The sequence below is a fragment of the Methanoregula sp. genome, assembly GCF_023227875.1.
In the GTDB taxonomy this organism is placed as follows: Archaea; Halobacteriota; Methanomicrobia; order Methanomicrobiales; family Methanospirillaceae; genus Methanoregula.
Window position 1 is genome coordinate 38,865 of sequence record NZ_JALOCH010000003.1, and the last position, 18,671, is coordinate 57,535.

At 56.8% G+C, this 18,671-nt stretch carries 17 protein-coding genes and 1 tRNA gene; 6 read left to right on the plus strand and 12 right to left on the minus strand.

Annotated features, from left to right (window positions below; all coding sequences use genetic code 11):
• Window positions 1–16: 16 nt before the first annotated feature.
• The 7 genes from M0R30_RS03965 to M0R30_RS03995 all read right to left on the minus strand — a co-directional run bounded on the left by M0R30_RS03965 (window position 17) and on the right by M0R30_RS03995 (window position 8,454).
• A complete protein-coding gene (locus M0R30_RS03965; RefSeq protein ID WP_292543619.1) occupies window positions 17–778 on the minus strand; it encodes an RNA methyltransferase in 762 nt (253 codons plus the stop codon).
• Between the two features lie 9 nt (window positions 779–787).
• Window positions 788–1,474: a phosphoglycerol geranylgeranyltransferase gene (locus M0R30_RS03970; protein ID WP_292543623.1), complete on the minus strand. Its 687-nt coding sequence runs from the start codon at window positions 1,472–1,474 to the stop codon at window positions 788–790.
• 125 nt (window positions 1,475–1,599) lie between these two features.
• Window positions 1,600–4,428: a DNA topoisomerase I gene (locus M0R30_RS03975; protein ID WP_292543625.1), complete on the minus strand. Its 2,829-nt coding sequence runs from the start codon at window positions 4,426–4,428 to the stop codon at window positions 1,600–1,602.
• Between the two features lie 5 nt (window positions 4,429–4,433).
• Window positions 4,434–5,888, minus strand: coding sequence for an Asp-tRNA(Asn)/Glu-tRNA(Gln) amidotransferase subunit GatB (gene gatB / locus M0R30_RS03980; protein WP_292543629.1), 1,455 nt, complete (start codon window positions 5,886–5,888; stop codon window positions 4,434–4,436).
• Between the two features lies 1 nt (window position 5,889).
• A complete protein-coding gene (gatA, locus tag M0R30_RS03985) occupies window positions 5,890–7,191 on the minus strand; it encodes an Asp-tRNA(Asn)/Glu-tRNA(Gln) amidotransferase subunit GatA (RefSeq protein ID WP_292543632.1) in 1,302 nt (433 codons plus the stop codon).
• The gene (gene gatC / locus M0R30_RS03990; RefSeq protein ID WP_292543635.1) at window positions 7,191–7,460 is read right to left on the minus strand and encodes an Asp-tRNA(Asn)/Glu-tRNA(Gln) amidotransferase subunit GatC; all 270 of its coding nucleotides are present in this window, start codon (window positions 7,458–7,460) and stop codon (window positions 7,191–7,193) included. Before gatC ends, gatA begins: the two co-directional genes overlap by 1 nt.
• Complete coding sequence (locus M0R30_RS03995; RefSeq protein ID WP_292543637.1) at window positions 7,450–8,454, minus strand: asparagine synthase-related protein; 1,005 nt, start codon at window positions 8,452–8,454, stop codon at window positions 7,450–7,452. Before M0R30_RS03995 ends, gatC begins: the two co-directional genes overlap by 11 nt.
• A gap of 284 nt (window positions 8,455–8,738) precedes the next feature.
• Here M0R30_RS03995 and M0R30_RS04000 point away from each other — a divergent pair.
• Window positions 8,739–8,821: transfer RNA gene (locus tag M0R30_RS04000), tRNA-Leu, on the plus strand.
• A gap of 22 nt (window positions 8,822–8,843) precedes the next feature.
• On the opposite strand, the gene M0R30_RS04005 is transcribed toward M0R30_RS04000, so the two are convergent.
• The 4 genes from M0R30_RS04005 to M0R30_RS04020 form a co-directional block, all read right to left on the minus strand.
• Window positions 8,844–9,368, minus strand: a complete 525-nt coding sequence (locus M0R30_RS04005; protein WP_292543639.1) for a DJ-1/PfpI family protein — start codon at window positions 9,366–9,368, stop codon at window positions 8,844–8,846.
• Window positions 9,369–9,449: 81 nt separating this feature from the next.
• Window positions 9,450–10,070: a chemotaxis protein CheC gene (locus tag M0R30_RS04010; RefSeq protein ID WP_292543641.1), complete on the minus strand. Its 621-nt coding sequence runs from the start codon at window positions 10,068–10,070 to the stop codon at window positions 9,450–9,452.
• Between the two features lie 180 nt (window positions 10,071–10,250).
• Window positions 10,251–10,490, minus strand: coding sequence for a YwbE family protein (locus M0R30_RS04015; RefSeq protein WP_292543643.1), 240 nt, complete (start codon window positions 10,488–10,490; stop codon window positions 10,251–10,253).
• A gap of 44 nt (window positions 10,491–10,534) precedes the next feature.
• Complete coding sequence (locus M0R30_RS04020) at window positions 10,535–11,275, minus strand: hypothetical protein (RefSeq protein ID WP_292543645.1); 741 nt, start codon at window positions 11,273–11,275, stop codon at window positions 10,535–10,537.
• Window positions 11,276–11,523: 248 nt separating this feature from the next.
• On the opposite strand from M0R30_RS04020, the gene pyrC reads away from it, so the two are divergent.
• The 5 genes from pyrC to M0R30_RS04045 all read left to right on the plus strand — a co-directional run bounded on the left by pyrC (window position 11,524) and on the right by M0R30_RS04045 (window position 16,216).
• Window positions 11,524–12,747, plus strand: a complete 1,224-nt coding sequence (gene pyrC / locus M0R30_RS04025; RefSeq protein ID WP_366513109.1) for a dihydroorotase — start codon at window positions 11,524–11,526, stop codon at window positions 12,745–12,747.
• Between the two features lie 261 nt (window positions 12,748–13,008).
• Complete coding sequence (locus M0R30_RS04030; protein ID WP_292543650.1) at window positions 13,009–13,326, plus strand: DUF167 domain-containing protein; 318 nt, start codon at window positions 13,009–13,011, stop codon at window positions 13,324–13,326.
• Window positions 13,327–13,490: 164 nt separating this feature from the next.
• Window positions 13,491–14,720, plus strand: a complete 1,230-nt coding sequence (dnaG, locus tag M0R30_RS04035) for a DNA primase DnaG (protein ID WP_292543654.1) — start codon at window positions 13,491–13,493, stop codon at window positions 14,718–14,720.
• Between the two features lie 197 nt (window positions 14,721–14,917).
• Window positions 14,918–15,199 carry a UPF0058 family protein gene (locus tag M0R30_RS04040; protein ID WP_292543657.1) on the plus strand — a complete coding sequence of 94 codons (282 nt, stop codon included), beginning with the start codon at window positions 14,918–14,920 and terminating at the stop codon, window positions 15,197–15,199.
• Between the two features lie 81 nt (window positions 15,200–15,280).
• Window positions 15,281–16,216: an ornithine cyclodeaminase family protein gene (locus M0R30_RS04045; RefSeq protein ID WP_292543660.1), complete on the plus strand. Its 936-nt coding sequence runs from the start codon at window positions 15,281–15,283 to the stop codon at window positions 16,214–16,216.
• A gap of 833 nt (window positions 16,217–17,049) precedes the next feature.
• Here the strand turns inward: M0R30_RS04045 and tes are convergent.
• The gene (gene tes / locus M0R30_RS04050) at window positions 17,050–18,516 is read right to left on the minus strand and encodes a tetraether lipid synthase Tes (RefSeq protein WP_292543663.1); all 1,467 of its coding nucleotides are present in this window, start codon (window positions 18,514–18,516) and stop codon (window positions 17,050–17,052) included.
• Window positions 18,517–18,671 lie beyond the last annotated feature (155 nt).

An 18,671-nucleotide genomic window follows, 5' to 3' on the forward strand; every position in this document is an offset into this window, starting at 1 on the left:
TAGAGAGAATACCTGCCTACCGCTTCTCTTCATCCTCACGAAACTCTGTTAAATTTCCCGTCCCGGTCCTATCCCGGTCCAGCAGCGCCGGGTCGATATGCCACTCGCTCCTGCGCAAAAGGCCGTGGAGGGTGCTCATCTCGCGGATGGTAAGGTTGCACCGCCCGAGAACCCGGCGGAGGAGGACCATCGTGTTCTCCCGCTTGAAATCCGGATGATGGATCTCGTCCAGGTACCGGTCAATATGCCGGTACAGGTATTCCATATCCTGCGGAGGGGCAAGCCGGATCTCCGGCAGTGGCAGGTTCGCGAGCTCGTAACAGACCACGCCCACCGCGTGCGAGAGGTTGAGGATCGGATACATTTCATGGGTCGGGATCGTGCAGATGATGTCGCTCCGCTTCACCTCTTCGTTGTTGAGCCCCCAGTTCTCCCGGCCAAAGAGAATGGAGATCCGGCCGTCCACGTCCTTGATCCGCTCGCGGAGTTCCTTTGGGGAATAGAACGGCATCCGCATCGCGTGGCAGACCGACTTACTCACCTCACCGGTCGTTGCAATGACGATGTTACTCCGGGCAAAGACGTCCTCGATGGTGCAGACATCTGCGCTTTTCAGCACATCCTGTGCATGCGATGCCCGGCCCTTTGCCTCCTCGCCAAGCTTGCACGGGTTGATGAGCACGAGCCGTGTGAACCCGAAGTTCTTCATCACCCGAGCGGCAAATCCCACGTTGCCATCGTAGAGGGGTTCAACAAGGACGATGTCAATCTCGGGCATAAAAAAAGATTACTGGACCGCGTCGACGGTCGCCTTCAGGACCGACGCGCCCTGGTCATACACCGCATTCCCGACAACAATCGTGTCGGCATATCTTCCCATCTGGGCTGCCTTCTCTGCGGAGTTGATCCCGCCGCCATAGTAAAGGGTGGCGTTCTCGACCGCTTCCGATGCAGCCTTCACGACCTCGGGATTGCCGAACATCCCGCTGTATTCGATATAGACGATGGGGAAATGGAAGTAGTGGTCAGCAACGGAGGCATACGCGGCGACCTCCTCGGCCTTGAGGTCACAGCGGGATTTTGTTACTTTCCCTACCGATGAATTTGGATTAAGGACAATGTAGGCTTCGGGGATGATAGACTCCCACGGGATCCTGCCCTGCTGAAGTTCTACCCACGCCCGGTGCTTCCCGACGATCCACTGGACATCGGTCGTATTCATCACGCTGGGGACAAAGACGTAATCGATCTCCTGCATGAGGACTGCGTCGGGGCTGGCCGGTTCCATGACCAGTGGCAGGTCGTAGGCCTTCACCTGTTTCTGGAGTGCGGCAAGGTTCTCCTGCGTGACGTTGAGCGTGCCCGAGAGCATCAGGGCATCCGTGCCGCTTGCGGCAATGGCATCGATGTCACCGGGTTTCAGCTGCTTGTCAGGATCGAGTTTGGTCACATGCACCCAGTCTTTCCACTTCATCGTAATCGCAGTACCATTGGCGCTTCCCCCACATATACCGGTATCCCTGCGAGCCCGGTAAGAATGCCCGGGGGAATGACAAGGAAATCACTGGTGGCCCGGATCGACCAGGGAAAAAAAGGGATTCAGAGCTGGATAACTGCGGTATCTTTTTTCTTCTGGAGAGCTTTTTTGAACTCCCCGATTTTTGCCTCCGGGATCCCGCTCTTTCCGGCAACCTCTGCAGCATTCGCGGCGAGGAGGGATCCCGCATCGATGATGTCGGCCCTGGACAGTTTTTCGAGCATGGACTCGCTTAACCCCCTGATTGCCAGCAATTGTTTCTTGCCGCGTTCGATCTGGAGTTTTGAGATCTTTTTCGGGACGGGTTTGTTGAGATATGCGCAGACCAGCCCCACATGGCGCTGTACGGTTCCCGCAGACATCCCGGTCCTCTCAATCAAGGCCGCCGGCGTGGTGGCGCAAAAGGCCTCCGGTTCAATGATGCCAGCTGCAATGTATTTCTTGAGGCTGACGGCGGGAATGCCGATCTCTTTGAGAATCTGGCTGTTGTATACGATCTTTGCATCGGTGAGCAGCTCCTCTGCTTCCGCGTCGCTGACCCCCGCGTTCTTCAGGGTTGTCAGGTCCGTCTTTGCAAGGAGTGAAAGTTCGGAAATCCCGGCTTCCTTGAGTGCGGTCAGGATCTTTGCAGAACTGCGCCCCCTGCGGGGGATGATGCGCTCGCGCATGAACTTGCGGCACTCTGAGCGCCTGCGCAGTTTTTCAAGGACAAGGCCCGCTTCGTGGATGAGCGTCGCGGCACGATCAGCGGGGATCCCGAGTTTTCTGGTAAGGACTTCGGGTGTACTGCGGGTAAGTTCAGCCACGGTATAGATGTGGCATGCCTGGATCCTGTCCACCAGTTCCTTATCGGCAGAAGGGATCTCCGAAAGGGACTCGCGGTTTGAATTGATCTGGTGGCAGAGCGGGCAGCCGATATCCCATGGGCGTGCCCCTTTCCGCACGAGCCGGACAAAATTGAGCTGGTGTTTCTCGCATTTCTCATCGGTGCGGACGGCAAAGCCCCACTGTGCCATCGGCAGGCCGATATTGAAGGTGCATTCAGGATAGCGCGAACAGCCGATAAACTGGGTGTTGCCACGGAGGTGCTTGATCGCAAGCGTCCCGCCGCAGACCGGGCATTTGCCCAGGTTCATCTCCTCGGCAGTCCTGTCCCGGATATCGTCGCCGATCACCTGCTGGTTTGCCTCGAGCTGGTCGAAGGCGTGGTGGAGCATGGTGCGGGATTCCTTGATCACGTCCTCCCGCGTCCGCTGGCTCTGCTTGATCAGCTGCATGTGTGATTCGAGGGTCTGGGTCATCACCGGTTTTGTGATCGTATCGGCATGCTGCTCGAGTGCTTCCGTCACGACCCTCCCGACAAGCGTCGGGCGTAACGGTGCGCCTTCAACGTATTTCCGGGATACCAGTTTAGCGATCACTTCGTGCCGTGTACTCTTGGTACCGAGGCCGAGTTCTTCCATCCGCTGGATCAGTTTGCTCTGGGTGTAGCGGGCAGGTGGCTGCGTCTCCTTCTCATCCAGCGTGACTTTTTTGATCGGGAGGTGTTCCCCGTTAACAAACTCCGGGAGGAGCGTCTCACGCGCCTCGCTGAACGGGTAGACCGCGTGCCAGCCGGGTTCTGCCAGTTGTCCGCCGGTCGTTGTGTACTCTTCCCCGTTTGCATCGAAGAGGATCTTGAGGGTCTTCCATATGGCATCGGGTGCAAGGGTGGCGAGGAACCGGCGGAGCACGAGTTCGTATATCCTGAACGCGTCGTCTCCCAGCTGCTCCCGGGTCGCCGCACCGGTCGGGTGGATTGGCGGGTGGTCAGTGGATGACTTCTTGCCCCGGGTCGGGACAGCACGGCGGTTCGCCATCACCCATTCGACATCCTTCTTAAACGGGGAGTTCCTGAGGGTCTTTAAGATCCCGTCGATGTCCAGCGATGCGGGGTACACGGTATTGTCGGTCCTCGGGTACGAGATAAAACCGTTCATGTACAGGTCTTCGGCAATACGCATCGCGTTTGCGGCAGAGAGCCCGAGCCGGGCGGCTGCTACGATATACGTGGTGGTATCGAACGGCGACGGGGCACGGTCCTGCTTGGTGCCGGACTTCACGTCCTTAACCACGAGTGGCGTTTTCGTCCGGTCCCGTGCCAGTTCGGCAACCGTTTTCTCGTGGAACCGGCCATTGGTGTGCCGGGCCTCGATCACTTCGCCTTTCTTCTCAAAATCAAGGGCCAGCTGCCAGTACTTCTCCGGCACGAATGCCTCAATCTCCTTCTCCCGGTCAACAATCATCGAGAGGGTGGGTGTCTGGACCCGGCCGACCGAGAGGATGTTCTGGCCCCCGCGGCGGGCGGCAAGCGAGATGAACCGGGTGAGGGATGCCCCCCACATCAGGTCGATCGACTGGCGGGCCTCCCCTGCAGCGGCAAGCGCAAAATCAAGGTCTGTTGTGTTGGTGAAGGCATGGCGGAGTTCCTGTGCCGTGATCGCCGAGAACCGGGCCCGGTCGATCGTGACCTTCGGGTTGACCGCCCGGACAAGCTCGTAGGCTTCCTTCCCTATGAGTTCTCCTTCCGTATCAAAATCCGTGGCAATCGTGACCCGGTCTGCCTTCCGCGAGAGCTTCTGCAGCAGGGAGACGATCTTCTTCTCGGTCGGGATCTTGATGGTCTTTGCATCGATCAGGTGACGGGGAGTCGCGTCCTCGCTGCGCCAGTTGGAATATCCCGGCTCGAAGTCGATCTCGACCACGTGGCCGCGGAGCCCGACCGTCGTTGTGTCCCCGAAACTGTACGTGGAGACACCGGTATCCTTGTGCTCGGTGATCTTCTTTCCTTCAGAGAGAATCTCCGCGATGCGCCGGGCCGAGATGTTCTTCTCTGCAACGATCAGGTGCACGGGTGTTACGCCTCCCTCTTTTTCAGCGCATCGGTAAGCATCCTGTTCAGCTCTGCGGGATCTGCTTTGCCACGCGTCTTTTTCATAACCTGCCCTACGAGGAAATTGAGCGCCCCGCCTTTACCGGCACGGTAGTCCTCGAGGGCCTTTAAGTTCTCATTGATGGCCTCTTCAATTGCAGCCGTTATCGCACCGGTATCGCCATCGGTCTTCGCAAGGTTGAGCCGGGCAACAATGCCCGCCGGGGTTTCGCGGGTCTCATTTTTCAGCCGCTGGTCGAGCATCACGCGGAGCACGTCAACACCGCTCTTGTCAGTGATCGTGCCTGCCTTCAATACCCGGACCAGTTCTGTAAAACTCTCCGGATCGACAGGATCAAGGTCCATGTCCCGATAATTCAGTTCCCCAATCAGGGTATCGGCAATCCATGTAGCAGCGAGTGGTGACAGCCCTTTCGGATCGGAGGCAACCACCTTCTCGAAGAAGTTGGCGAGTTTCAGTTCACCGGTCAGGGTCCGGGCATGGTTGAGCGAGCAGCCGTATTCTGCAATAAACCGTTCGCGGCGGGCATCCGGGAGTTCCGGCAGGACAATCCCCTCAACCCATGATTTAACGCGGAGGGGACGGAGGTCCGGCTCGGGGAAGTAACGGTAATCGTTCTCCATCTCCTTGCTCCGTGCAGACTGGGTGACGCCACGGGCTTCGAGATAGTGCCGGGTCTCGCGTTCGATCCGCTGGCCGCGCCGGATCAGGTTCTTCTGCCTTGTCACTTCGAACAGGAGCGCCTTTTCCACACCCTTGTACGACGTGATATTCTTGACCTCCACGCGCTCGTTTCCTTTGATCGAGATGTTGGCATCGACACGGAGCGATCCCTCCTTCTCGGAGTCAAAGACACTGAGGTATTCGAGCGTGGCACGGAGTTTGTTTAAGAACTTTCGGGCCTCCTTCGGGGAGCGCATATCCGGCTCGGAGACGATCTCGATGAGCGGGATGCCCGCACGGTTATAATCCACGAGCGAGTATTTCCCCCGCTCGACATTGCCCATGTGGACGAGCCGGCCCGGGTCTTCCTCGACATGGATACGGGTGAGCCGGATCTTCCGCTCCCCGCCCTCGTCGCTCTCGATCTCTAAGTATCCGCCTTCTGCAAGCGGCTTGTCGTACTGGGTGATCTGGTAGGCCTTGTCGAGGTCGGGATAGAAGTAGTTCTTCCGCGAGAACTCCGACTCGTGGATCACGGTGCAGTTCAGGGCCTTTGCCACCCGCATCGCGTACTCGATTGCCTTCTTGTTGAGGGAGGGCATGGCGCCGGGCAGGCCGAGACAGATGGGACAGACGTGGGTGTTGGGGCCGTCGCTCCGGTAGTCTGTATCGCAGCCGCAGAAGAGCTTGCTCTTCGTATCCAGCTGGCAGTGGACCTCAAGACCGACGATGACCTGGTCTTCAGCATCCGCCATATCAGTTCACCGCCTGTTCGTAGGCATAGGCAACGTCAACAATACGTTCGTCCTCGAACATCCTGCCCATGATCTGGAGGCCGACGGGCATACCTTCTGATTTGCCACAGGGTACTGAAATGGCTGGAATACCGGCAAGGTTTGCCGGCACGGTGAGGATATCGGCAAGGTACATGGAGAGCGGGTCGCTCTTCTCTTTCATTTTGAACGCGATGGTGGGCATGGTCGGTCCCGCGATCACATCGACATCCTTGAAGATCCGGTTGAAATCTGCCTTGATATTTTCCCGGGTTACCTGCGCCTTCGCATAGTACTTCCCGTAATACCCGCTCGAAAGCGCAAAGGTGCCAAGCATTATCCGGCGCCGGACTTCGGTACCGAATGCGGCGCTACGGACTTCCTGGTAGGCCTCGTGCCACGATCTTTTCGTGTCCGCGGCCGGGCCATACCGCACGCCATCGAACCGGGCAAGATTGGAGCTTGCCTCGCAGGTGCAGGTGACGTAGTATGCGGCAAGGGCATACTTCATTGAGGGGATATTGCACGGGACGGTGGTTGTCCCGAGTTCTTCGAGTCGGCCGATCGCCTTCTTTACAACGTCGGCAACCGCCGGATCAACACCCTCGCCAAAATATTCCTGTGGGATCCCGATCTTCAGCCCTTTGATATCCGCATGCGGGGTATGGGTATACGGCCTGTCATGGGTGGTGGAATCGTGGCGGTCGTGGCCGGCGATCACCTCCATCAGGGTGGAGACATCACTGACGGACTTTCCCATCGGTCCGATCTGTTCGAGCGAGTTCGCGTATGCGATCAGGCCGTAGCGGGAGACGCGGCCGTAACTGGGTTTCAGGCCGACGATCCCGCAGAATGCGGCCGGGCATCGGATGGAGCCCCCGGTGTCGGTGCCGAGTGCCATCTGCACCATGCCCCCGGCAATCGCTGCAGCGCTTCCGCCCGAAGAGCCGCCCGGGACGCGCCCGGTGTCGCATGGGTTGAGGGTGGGGCCAAAGGCGGAGTTTTCGGTAGTGGTCCCCATCCCGAACTCGTCCATGTTGGTCTTTCCGGCGATCGCGGCACCGGCATTCCGGAGGAGTTCTACCGCACGTGCGTCATACGGGGGGACGTAGCCTTTGAGGATCCGTGATGCGCAGGTGGTCTCGATGCCCCGGGTTGAGATGTTGTCCTTTACGGCAACGGCAACACCGGCAAGTTTCCCCTCAGTGTACGACGGCTTGTTACACACCCTGAGAAATGCATTGTACTTGTCGTCAGGTTCGAACAGGATCGATCTTTCCGCCACTACATCACCCGCGGCGCCTTGATAAAACCGTCTTCCTGTGCCGGCGCATTCCGGAGTACCTCTTCCTGCGGGAGGGAAGGCTCGACTTCATCCTCTCTCATTATATTGTAAAGGTCCCGTGTGGCAGCCGCATCGCCTTTCACCGTGTCAAGCAGGTCGAAATATTCGAGTATTTCGTTGAACTGGTGCGTAAAGGTGCCCAGTTCTTCGGAACTGACACCGACATCGGCCAGTTCCGCGATATGTTGTACGTCTTTTTCAGTGACCATGTTCCACCCTGATAATCTGGTCTATGTAATCTTGCATGGACGTTTTATAACCGTTTTTACGGGCAAGCTTCCTGAGGGTCGGGTAGACCCCGCTCCCGTATTGCATTGCTTTCTTCTCGTACCATGCGAGATCTTGCGGAATGTAGCGTTCTGCGACCGTCCTTAAAGGTATTTTCCGGCGGCCGTCTTTCACTTTCTCCGTTGCAGGGATTGCGCGCGCAGCGCGCACGACCCGGGTGTCAAGGTATGGCATCGAGAGGTACGCCCCGTAGAGTGCCGCTACTGCCTGGTCGCGGCGTGCCTGTCCCTCAAGACCGGCAAAGTCCCGTTCGAGATCTGCCTCGAGGGTTGAGGTCTCAAGGTACCGGGTATATCCCCCGAAGAGTTCATCGGCACCCTGTCCTGTGATGATGCGGTGGTACCCGTGTTCGCCAGCCCACCGGGCAATGAAATACAACGTGAGCGCGATGCCCGTGTTGACCGGGTCCTTTTTGGGGATCGTTGCCACTACTTCAGGGAGTGCCGATGCAATCTCATCCTCCGTAATCGTCGCATACGCGCAGGAGAGCCCGAGTGTCTCCGCCGCATGCCGCGCCTGCTTCAGGTCGTGCGATCCCTCAACACCAACTGCTACACACTCGCGTTGTGCGAGATATGCGACGAGTGCCGAGTCAATACCCCCCGAGAGGGCAACGACTCCTTCATCGCTGCGGAGTTTTACGGCAGTAACGATCGCTTCTTCGAGTGGCATCTCCATGGGAGCGGGGTTAATTTCCCCTTTCATCTCTCCGTTACAGATGAGCATACCCTTTTGGCCGGTCCCTTCCATGATGCCGAAATGGTCGCGGGCGCTGCACCCGTCCCATTTAAGAAAAAATTCTCCCCCAAAACGGAGGACCTGCTCCGGTGAGGTGCGAAGTATAGCCTCAATTGCATCCGGGCCGAGCAGTTTTCCGTCGATCTCGATCCAGCCGGTTAAAGACGGGGTTGTCATGAGGGACCTGTCATGTCCGTTACTGGACACGATCTTTTCATTCACATTCGTTTTTAACACATGTCTAAAGAATCCTTGGATTATACCCGGAGGTGATCGCATCCAATCACTGCACCGGGATACTCAGATGATTAGCAACTTGGCACTTAATGTGGGGTAAGGTTAAAACGATGGAATCTTTTTTTGCATACAAGGGTTAATTATTGGAGAGCGCGAGGAAAGACAGCCGGCTTATGGCGCCGGACTTAAGACCTCGTCGTGAAAATAGGTATGGGAGTAGTGGCGGGAGGATAGGAAAGCTGGCCAACTCCGCCGGACTTAAGATCCGGTCCTTAGTGGTTCTTGGGTTCGAATCCCAATCCTCCCATAAAAAAAATTGCGCGGAGCCTTTACCACTCTACCGCAGTCATCGTCTTGATAACCGCTTCTGCGAATGCTTTTGACGCGGACGGACCGTTGGCAGTGACAATTCTTGTATCGATGACCACCGGCTGGTTCACGAGCACTGCACCCCCGGCCCTCATCTCGCGGAACGCAGTGGGATTCTCCGAGTACGTGGCCTTCTTCCCTTTCAGGATACCGGCCCGGGCGAGGACTATGGGTGCCAGGCAGATCGCTGCAACCACTTTTCCCTTTTCCTCGAAATGTTTGACCAGCGCAGAAAGGATCTCGTCATCCCAGAGATGTGCGGGCGTCCCGTTCCCTCCAACGATGATAATCCCGTCATATTGTTTTGGTTCAACCTCCTCGAATGAGAGTGTTGCGGTGGCCTTTGCGTTCATCATTCCCGTGCAGGTGCCGCGGCGCGTGGACGCGATATCGTATGCGATGCCGGCCTTTGCCAGTGCCGCAACCGGCTCGGCGAGTTCCTCATCCCGGTATTTTTCCGGGGATATTGCAATCAGTACTTTCATAATATCCGGATCATTCTCTGTTCGCGCAGGATTATGGATATTGCGAATACTGCGGGATATAAAAAACAGGAAATATACTCACTATGCACCCGGTGGGGACCGGATCATCTCTTCCAGCCGGGCTTCGACTTTCCGGAGGGTGGAGATCTCAAGGAAAATGAGGATGTTACCCGCGATGTTGTACTCTTCAGATGAGAGCCTGACCTGGAAGAGGATCACGTCGTCCACATCAATCGTCATCTGGGCAATCAGCGAGGTGATCGCCGCATGCGCCATATCGACAACAAGGACCGGGGGCGAGGGGAGCATCATGAAACCAAGGAGGTCGGACGTGGCACTTAAAAACGAGGAGATCATGATATTGCCGACTTCGATAATCGTGCTCTGGTCCATCTCGTCAAACGTGTGCACTGCACCGGCAGAGCCCTGCATGATGCCCGCAGTCCGGATTGCCGAATCCCGTGGGAAGTGCAGGACCAGGAAACCCCCGTGAGGGATATCGCCTTGCAGTTCGAAGATGATCATCGTGGTCAGTTCATCGGTGAGGAATTCCCCGACCTTCCCGATGTCCACGATATTGATGTCGGGAACGTTCATCCCTATCCGGGTATCGAGCATCTGCGAGAGCGTGGTTGCAGAATGTGCAGCCCCGATATTTGCCATCTCCTGCAATGCATCCATCTGTTCTGAGGTAAATTCCATACGGCACCCGATCCTGCCATCTGGGAAGTCCACTGGCAGTACCATCTGTCTGCACAGTCCGTTGATTCGCTACGCTCATTCTTTCGATACTGCAGACAGAGAGATGGTCACTATCCAATCATTTATAATTTCGTACAACCAGCCCCAGGCACTTGTCGGGTCTTTTACACTTGATGGCCTTCAGTCTCCCTCGTTTGTCTGCGGCCCGATCTCTCCGTTTGCGCAGGATCCGATAATCTTTGCAACCCTCCCCACCCGTCCGTCATGGAGTTTTACTTTGATACCATGCGGGTGAAAATCTGAATGCGTAAGGATCTCTTTGACCGTGCCCCGTGTCAGCTTCCCGGTGCGCTGATCCTGTTTTTGGATGATATCAACCTGAAGACCTGCGCGTAGTGACGATCGTTGCTGTATGGTCATGGATGTGCCGCTGGTCCGGATATCAGAACCGGTAAGGGAGGGAATCAGGATTGCAGTGAAGGGGCATCATATGCCCCGAGACCTGCCTCTAAGTATCCTCTCACCGTTGTCCAGCTCTTCTGTTCCCCGAACATCAGCAGGTATATGTCCGTCCGGTATTCGTTCTCCTTTGGTTCGAAGATATTCCATTCGTTCTTGCCGGTAAGGGAGGAACGGACAGACACTTCAGCGTTCGGGTCTGCGTTGTAGTCCGCGTACAGCGAGGTCAGGTAAGAATAACACTGCCCTCCGGATGCGGGCGTCTCATCGTTTCTGCATTCTTTGGTGGTAACATCCTGCACGGGACGGAACATCGGGCTGTTCTCCACCGGGTCCCTGGTATCAATGAGGTGATTGGACGTTACATTCGTATACATCGTAACGGTAAACGGGTTTTTCGTGCTGGTCCCTTCAGGAGGGACAATCGAGGGGGTGGTAATCTTCACCATCGTTGATTTTCCCGTTCCGTAAATTTCAGTTTTCCAGGTGTCCGGGACGCCGGAAACCTCATGGGCGCTCAGTTGTGCAATGACCGGGGAATTTCCGTTCATGTCTGCTGGCACGGGAAGGAAGATGGTCACATTGGAGAGGGGTGAATCGGTGGTGATGGAACATGTATAGGAATACGTACTGGTGAGGGATGTCCGGTATGCGTTTTCCACGTATCCGTTGTAATTTACCAGAGCGACAGACGTCACAAGTAGTATGATGAAGAGACTCATGGTGATTTTTATGATCCTGTCCATAACCTTACACATCCCCCGGAGTCCGCACAGGCCACGTATCGCTGGTACCTGTGCGGTCCTTCCGGATTATAATTGGACTATATTGATCCATCCGGATTGAATACCTGTCGATAGAATTGTTGTGGTCCGGCCGGATTCCGGCGAATTACAGGCACGTTCCCTATTGTATCACTATCACTTTATGCTCAGGAAAAAAAGCTTCTAGTATGCCATCTCCCTGTTCCCTTATACTGCGGAATGTCTCCTTGGTGGGGGGGCGTGTTGCAGATATATCGGTACGGGAGGGTGTTGTCTCGCATGCCGGTGCCAGCGGACCTGCAGACCGCACGATCGATTGCAGCGATCTTCTCGTTCTTCCGGCAGCGGTTGACATGCACGTGCATATGCGGGGAGGTACCCAGTCGGCCAAGGAGGACTGGGAAAGCGGGAGCAGGAGTGCCCTTGCCGGGGGAGCTACCGTGGTGGTCGATCAGCCGAACACCATCCCCCCCATCTCAAGCCCGGATGCGCTCCACGCCCGCGTATATGAAGCCCGGTCCCACTCGCTCTGCAGTTTTGCCATCAACAGCAGCGTGACGTTCGATACACCCGTCAAAGGGATGTGGAGTGCCGGTGCACTGGCGTTCGGGGAAACGTTCTTTGCCCCATCCAGTTATGGCGAGGCGTTGTCGGAGGGGGAACTCAGGACAGCGCTCCGCGAGATCCACGCGTGCGGGGCGCTTGCCACGGTCCATGCCGAGGAGGTTGCAGATGGGAATGATACTGATCTGGTCTCCCACGACCGTCTCCGATCAGCGGCCGGGGAGCTCCGGGCGGTTGAAGCGGTCCGCCAGTGCAACTCCGCCGGGTGCCGGCTCCACTTCTGTCACATGAGCACGAACGCATCGGTCATTGCAGCAGCAGCTGCCGGGAGCGTTGAGGTGACCCCCCATCACCTGTTCCTGTCCCATGAGCAGTTTGAACCAACTGATGCGCTGGGCAAGGTGAACCCTCCCTTGCGGAGTGAGAAGGAACGACGGGACCTCTGGGCGGCATGGGATGCGATCGATGTCATTGCCTCGGACCATGCACCGCATACCCGTGCAGAAAAGCAGGCCCCGTTCCGCGATGCCCCTGCCGGAATTCCGGGGGTCGAGACGATGGTGCCGCTCCTTCTGGCGGCCGTGCTGGAGAAGAAGATCAGCCTTGCGGACGTGATCCGGAAGTCCTCGCAGGCACCGGCGGAACTGCTCGGGATTCCCCCGGCTGGTTTTTCACCCGGAGACCGTGCGGATTTTGCCCTCTATCCGAGATCAGCCCTCCCGGTGGATCCCGACACGCTCCACAGTCGGTGCGGCTTTTCACCCTTCGAAGGACTCCCCGCGGTATTTCCCCGGGCCGTGGTCCTGGGTGGCGAGGTCGTGTATGAAGAGGGGGAGTTCTCCCGGGGATCACCGGCATGGTTTGCCGGGAAAGGATTTTTTCCCCGGTGAACGGTTTCCTGTCGGCCCGGTTCTGCACATTCCCAAACCCTCATCATTACGGACATCGAATACGTAGTGCCGATACCTGCGCATCCATAGGTCCCCGGGTGATCGATTGACAAGCGTCTGGATATGATCCATGGGACAACCCGGGTGCGCGACAGGCAGACAGCCCGGCAAGGGTTTAAACACCGGTGAAGAACGGCAGCAGCCACTGGTGATCCGCGTGCGTTATTGCCGGGCGACATTTCTTCTTAATGGAGTACTATAATGCCGGGGATCGCCGATGCTCTTCTGGAAGACCATAACGGGACTGTCATTGCCATCGAGGTGACGGCCGGGGGGAAAAAAGAGGCATTCCCTGCCGGGTACAACGAATGGCGGAAGATGGTCGGGTGCCGTGTTTCGGCTCCGGCGCTCGAAGGCAGGGCGAACCGGGCGGTAATCGAACTGGTTGCAAGAACTCTCGGCCGGTCGACTGCATCGGTCAGTATCCTGTCCGGCGCAACATCATCGCAGAAGAAGATCCTGGTTACGGGCATGTCCCTGGATGATGTCCTCATAAAACTCGAAGGATCCGGTAAATAACCCGAAAATCCGCATTTTCTGCAGGCCTTTCGTATAACTGGATACTGAGAAGAAGAACCGGAAGTATCTTTAACCTTAACTATAAGTAATTCCGCGCGATATATATTTTTTATACCTATGATCAGGCTTTACATGCATTGCATGATACATGGGGGTGCGTTTACTTGTATTCACCGGATACTACCAAGTACCTTATTCACATCAGCCTCAGTGCAGAGGGGGTGGTCGAGAAACCTGACGTAGTCGGTGCCATATTCGGGCAGACTGAAGGGCTACTCGGCGAAGACCTTGACCTGCGGGATCTCCAGAGAACGGGACGTGTGGGACGAATAGACGTCCAGATCACGAGCAAAAAGGGCGAGACAAAGGGGGAGATCCTGATCTCCTCCTCGCTCGACCGGGCGGAGACGGCGATCCTTGCCGCCTCCCTCGAGACGATCGACCGCGTAGGTCCCTGTGTGGCGCACGTGGCAGTTGAATCAATCGAGGACATCAGGGTCAGCAAACGGAAACTGATCGTTGAACGGGCAAAAGAGATCCTGATCGAGCGGTTCGATGACGGGACGATCGATTCTGACGAACTGCTGGACGATGTCCGGCAGACCCTGCGCGTGGAGAAGATCGGGTCCATTGGTGAGGAGCATGCACCCGCCGGGCCGAATGTCATTGAGGCGGATGCCATCATCATTGTGGAGGGGCGGGCGGATGTCCTGAACCTGTTGCGGTACGGCATCAAGAATGCTGTGGGAGTGGAAGGGACCAATATCCCCAAGAGCGTTGTGGATCTCTGCGAGAAGAAGACCACGACAGCATTCTTCGATGGCGACCGTGGGGGCGAGCTGATCCTCAGGGAGCTCATGCAGGTCGCTGACATCGATTTCGTTGCGTTCTCTCCCAAGGGAAAGAGCGTGGAGGACATGACGAGGAAGGAGGTCATCAAGACGCTCCGCAACAAGGTCCCCGTAGAATATGTCCGCGACCAGTACTTTGAGACCTCGGCCGAACTCCCGGTAGACTTCAGGATCGGCCGGCCATCGTCCGATGCCGATGACACCCCCGAACGAAAAGGAAAAACATCGGCTCCGGCAAAACACCAGCGGGAAGCCGGCGGCCCCCTGAGCCTCAAAGAGCACATCGATGATGTGAAAGGGCAGAACACGGCACGTTTTTTAAACGACGAGCTGACGGTTGTCCGTGAGATGAGGTCGGATGAAGTGGAGAAGGCGATTGAGACCATCGATCCCGCCGCCACCGGCCTCGTCCTTGACCGTCCCGTAGACCAGAAACTCCTTGATCGTCTTGTCTGGAAAGGCCTTTCCTATGTTGCGGCACGGGATTTCAAGGGGATCATCAAGCGGCCGCTCTCGATCCGTCTCCTGAAGATGGGGTCGTAATTTTTTTTTATGTTCTGATGAATCCGAGACCTTCAAAACGAAGGTCAAGGATGAGAAAAGCCGGAGGTCCTAAAAGAACCTCTCGTATGTCGAAGACTCCGTTGCGTCGTCTTCTCCAACTCGAGGTTCTTCGAACCTCTCGTTAACACAAATTTATTTATGCTGCATATGACCATTCTACTGTCTGGAGTGGTAGCATGCACAAAGAGGAACTGATCAATCTTCACCAGATGCTTGCGGAGGTCAAGGATTACTTCGAAGAGATTAATCCCGATCTGAAATTTTCCCAATATACAGCGCTCAAGATCACCCCCTCCCAGCAGCACAAGAGCAAGATGGAGCACAAATACGCAATATTCGTGCTCGGCACCGAGATTGCCAACGCGATGAAAGAAGTGGATTACAGCTCGTCCAGCAGGATATCGGCCCGGATGAAAGAACTGGCCGACAAGACCTTGAAAGAGATGGATTTCCAGTAACTTTTTACCTGTTTTTCTGCCTCCGGCAGCGTATCCTTAAACATCCCAACCTTAAAGGTGCATCAGCGATCATTCCCGTTCATGGAGTATTTCACTGACACGGACATGGGTCTCGACATCGGTCTTGTCAACCGGGCGGTGGAATCGGCGTTCGCCGATCACGGGAAGGGGGATGTCCAGATGCCCCCCAAGGTGTACATCACGCTTCCTGACGGGGATTTCCGGACCATGCCGGCCTACCTGCCCTCGCTCGGGATCGCCGGCGTGAAGATTGTGAACGTCCATCCCGACAACCCTACGCAGGGCCTCCCGACCGTGATGGCCCTCACGGTGATCCTGGATATCGGGACCGGCGAGCCCACGGCAGTCATCAATGCGACCCGCCTCACGGACATGCGGACCGGTGCGGCCGGTGCAGTAGCATGCAAGTACCTCTCCCCGAAAAAAGAGATTGTCCTCGGTGTCATTGGCACCGGGCGGCAGGCAGAGGCACAGGTCGCAGCCATATCACGGGAACTGAAGATCCGGCAGATAAAGATCTGGGGCCGCAATGACGGGCATGTCCGGAAATTTACCGACCGGTTCATGGAGTTTCCGTGCGTGGCAGCACCGGTTGAGAAGGCCTGTGACTGCGATGTACTCGTCACGACGACCCCGTCAAGGAGCCCGATTGTCCGGGACGAATGGATCCATGAGGGGACCCATATCAATGCGATCGGTGCAGATGCGCCGGGGAAGGAAGAACTCGATCCTGCAATCCTCCGGCGGGCGCAGGTCTTCGTGGACGATCCGGCGCAGGCAGTTCATTCCGGTGAGATCAACGTGCCGATCAGTACGGGGGTATATCGTGAGGCGGATATTGCCGGGACGCTTGGGGAGGTAGTGATTGGGAAGAAACAGCGCCGGGATCCGTCGGCCATCACGGTCTTTGACTCCACCGGCCTTGCGATCCAGGACCTCGCGATTGCGAAGATCGCGATGCAGCACGGAAAGCGGATCGAGCTGCCGTTTCCGTGAACCAGAATGGTCCGGAGCAAGGGGGGGTCTGCGACATATCCCCTCCACTTGGATTTTAAATTGCCGGGCCCCCTCCCCCCATCATTTAATTTTTGGGAGGGGGTACCCCCTGCCCCTCCGGAGGTTGATGGGGGGTACCCCCCTCCTGCTGCATTTTCCGGAGCAGGGGTTCGCGTGGACCTCCGACGGTGAAGCGGTTGGCCGCAAGGGGGGTGGGCCCTCCTCTTGTGCCCGGAGGGGTACCCACCCCCTCCCCCCCGTTTCCGGAAGAGGAGGGGTCCCCCTACCCACCCCTCCCTCAGCGGGAGGGGTAGCTACCCCACTCCGGTTGGAGCCGGTCTGGTTGGGGTTCGTGTGGAGGTGTCGTCGGAGCGACGTTTTGTTTGGCTTGGTCTGGGGGAGGGGGGTACCCACCCCTCATGTGTCCGGAGGGGTACCTACCCCTCCCCTCCGGTTTCAGAGGAGGGGGGGTCCCCCTGGGTGCCCCTCCCTGAGTGGGTGGGGTGGGTACCCCCCGCTTAGTGGTGAAGAAACATTTCGGTGGAAATTGCGATGCACGCCGCCGCCCCCGGCGGGGCACATTCGAAGAATCCTATCGGATTCTTCTCAAATCAGTCCTCGCGGATGCGACGACTGATTCCCCGCAGCGGTTCAATGAAGGTTCATTTAAAATAACAGGTAAATGAGTAGCGTAAAATGTCGAGTCTTTTCAGAGATATGGCTGGAAAAGACCGCATCAGTGTTCTCCGAGTCCCGACGAGGCGTTTTGCGTGCAGGGTATCGCAATAATAGAAATGCTGGTAATAAAAAAACGAAAAAAACCGGAACTTAATTTACTCTTCCGTCTTCTTCGCGTACTTCTTCCACACCTGCTCGCGGTACACCGGCCCGCTGTTGTAGGTACAGAAGGGGATCAATTTCCCGTCGGGAGTCGCGTAGTGAATGCAGCACCGCTGGACACGCTCGAGATCGTAATTGTACTTGTCCATGAAATGCATAGTACCGATGAAGAGGGCATTCCAGTGGAACTCCCTGAGGGCGTCGAAATTCTGGCCGATCAGGGACTTGCTGATCAGTTTCCAGAATTCCGTTGTCGCACCCTGCTCCCCCTTCTGGACGGAACCGTGCATGTTCCTGACCCCTTCGAGCAGTGCCTTGTACTTATTGATCGTACCGCCTTTTTTCAGGGTCTCGGCCATCTGTTCGATCGACTCGAAGAAGGTGTCGACGTCCACCATCCGGTTGACCGGGATGATGCCCTCTTCGCGGGCAAAGACATAGGTCGCTGCCCCGCAGTGCTGGTGGGCCGTGAACCGGACCTGTGGCCGGCCGGTATATGCCTCGACAAGGTCGGAGAATGGTATGACGCAGGGTACCGGGTAGAAGTCGTCCTTCTTGAGGACGCCCCCCATCTGCTCTTCGATCTTCGCAAGGACATCGGGGATGGTGATACGGGACTTCTGGAGGTCATCGTCGCTTGCGGCACCGGTGAATGCGACCGGCTGGAAGTTGACTCCCCGCACAACTGCGATATTATCAATGGCGAACCGGATGATATCCCCAAGTTCATTGTCGTTTCTCCCGCGGATCACCGTGGGCACGAGGACGGTCCCGAGGCCGACCTTTTTGAGGTTATCGAGTGCCTTCTCGTGGATCTTCAGGAACGGGTTCGTCTCCGGGCTGACCCCGTCGAAATGGAGGTAGACCGTGTTCAGGCCGGCACTCTTGAGCTGCTGGGCAAGCGCAGGGTCCTTTGCCAGCTTGACCCCGTTGGTTGCGATCTGGACCTGGGGGAAACCCATTGCCTTGGCTTTCCTGATGATTTCCGCAAGATCGTCCCGCATGGTCGGTTCCCCGCCGGAGAACTGGACCGCGGGGGCGGGGACCGGCTTCTCGTCCCGGAGCACCTGGAGCATGCGGACGACATCGTCAAACGACGGCTCGTACACAAACCCGCATGCACGTGCATTGGCAAAGCAGAAGTCGCAGTCCAGGTTGCAGCGGTTGGTGAGATCGATATTTGCCAGCAGCGTCTGTGAGTGATGGTTGTTACAAAGACCGCAGGCTGTTGGGCAACTCTCCGGTGGCGCAGTGTTCTGGGGGTTTGCAACACCGTTTCCAACGGCATCGTACTCCTGGTACCGGTGATACATCCGTGCATCTGACCAGTAGAGATGCTTGAAGTACCCGTGTTCCGGACATGTCCGCTGTAGCCAGATCTTGCCCTCTTCTTCAACAATCTCCGCTTCCAAGACGGAATTACATGTGGGGCAAAGGCTCCGTGTCTTTTTTATCAGCATTAACGTCCACCCGATGGATGTTATTGATTGATTCCCGAAAGAGATTCCAGTTTTAGTAACCTTAATCTTTCTATCTGCTCTTTATTACAGGTATTGGAGTGCTACATTATTAGTATTGAGTTCTTCATAATACCATTGCTTTCAGCCCTGTGGAT

What these genes read in the sequence shown, in the direction of transcription:
- M0R30_RS04005 (WP_292543639.1), bottom strand. Translation starts at nt 9,368, where the DNA reads ATGAAAGTACTGATTGCAATATCCCCGGAAAAATACCGGGATGAGGAA.
- M0R30_RS04045 (WP_292543660.1), top strand. Translation starts at nt 15,281, where the DNA reads ATGGAGTATTTCACTGACACGGACATGGGTCTCGACATCGGTCTTGTC.
- gatB (WP_292543629.1), bottom strand. Translation starts at nt 5,888, where the DNA reads ATGGCGGATGCTGAAGACCAGGTCATCGTCGGTCTTGAGGTCCACTGC.
- M0R30_RS04015 (WP_292543643.1), bottom strand. Translation starts at nt 10,490, where the DNA reads ATGACCATACAGCAACGATCGTCACTACGCGCAGGTCTTCAGGTTGAT.
- M0R30_RS04040 (WP_292543657.1), top strand. Translation starts at nt 14,918, where the DNA reads ATGCACAAAGAGGAACTGATCAATCTTCACCAGATGCTTGCGGAGGTC.
- M0R30_RS04030 (WP_292543650.1), top strand. Translation starts at nt 13,009, where the DNA reads ATGCCGGGGATCGCCGATGCTCTTCTGGAAGACCATAACGGGACTGTC.
- M0R30_RS03995 (WP_292543637.1), bottom strand. Translation starts at nt 8,454, where the DNA reads ATGACAACCCCGTCTTTAACCGGCTGGATCGAGATCGACGGAAAACTG.
- M0R30_RS03970 (WP_292543623.1), bottom strand. Translation starts at nt 1,474, where the DNA reads ATGAAGTGGAAAGACTGGGTGCATGTGACCAAACTCGATCCTGACAAG.
- M0R30_RS04020 (WP_292543645.1), bottom strand. Translation starts at nt 11,275, where the DNA reads ATGGACAGGATCATAAAAATCACCATGAGTCTCTTCATCATACTACTT.
- gatC (WP_292543635.1), bottom strand. Translation starts at nt 7,460, where the DNA reads ATGGTCACTGAAAAAGACGTACAACATATCGCGGAACTGGCCGATGTC.
- M0R30_RS04010 (WP_292543641.1), bottom strand. Translation starts at nt 10,070, where the DNA reads ATGGAATTTACCTCAGAACAGATGGATGCATTGCAGGAGATGGCAAAT.
- tes (WP_292543663.1), bottom strand. Translation starts at nt 18,516, where the DNA reads ATGCTGATAAAAAAGACACGGAGCCTTTGCCCCACATGTAATTCCGTC.
- M0R30_RS03965 (WP_292543619.1), bottom strand. Translation starts at nt 778, where the DNA reads ATGCCCGAGATTGACATCGTCCTTGTTGAACCCCTCTACGATGGCAAC.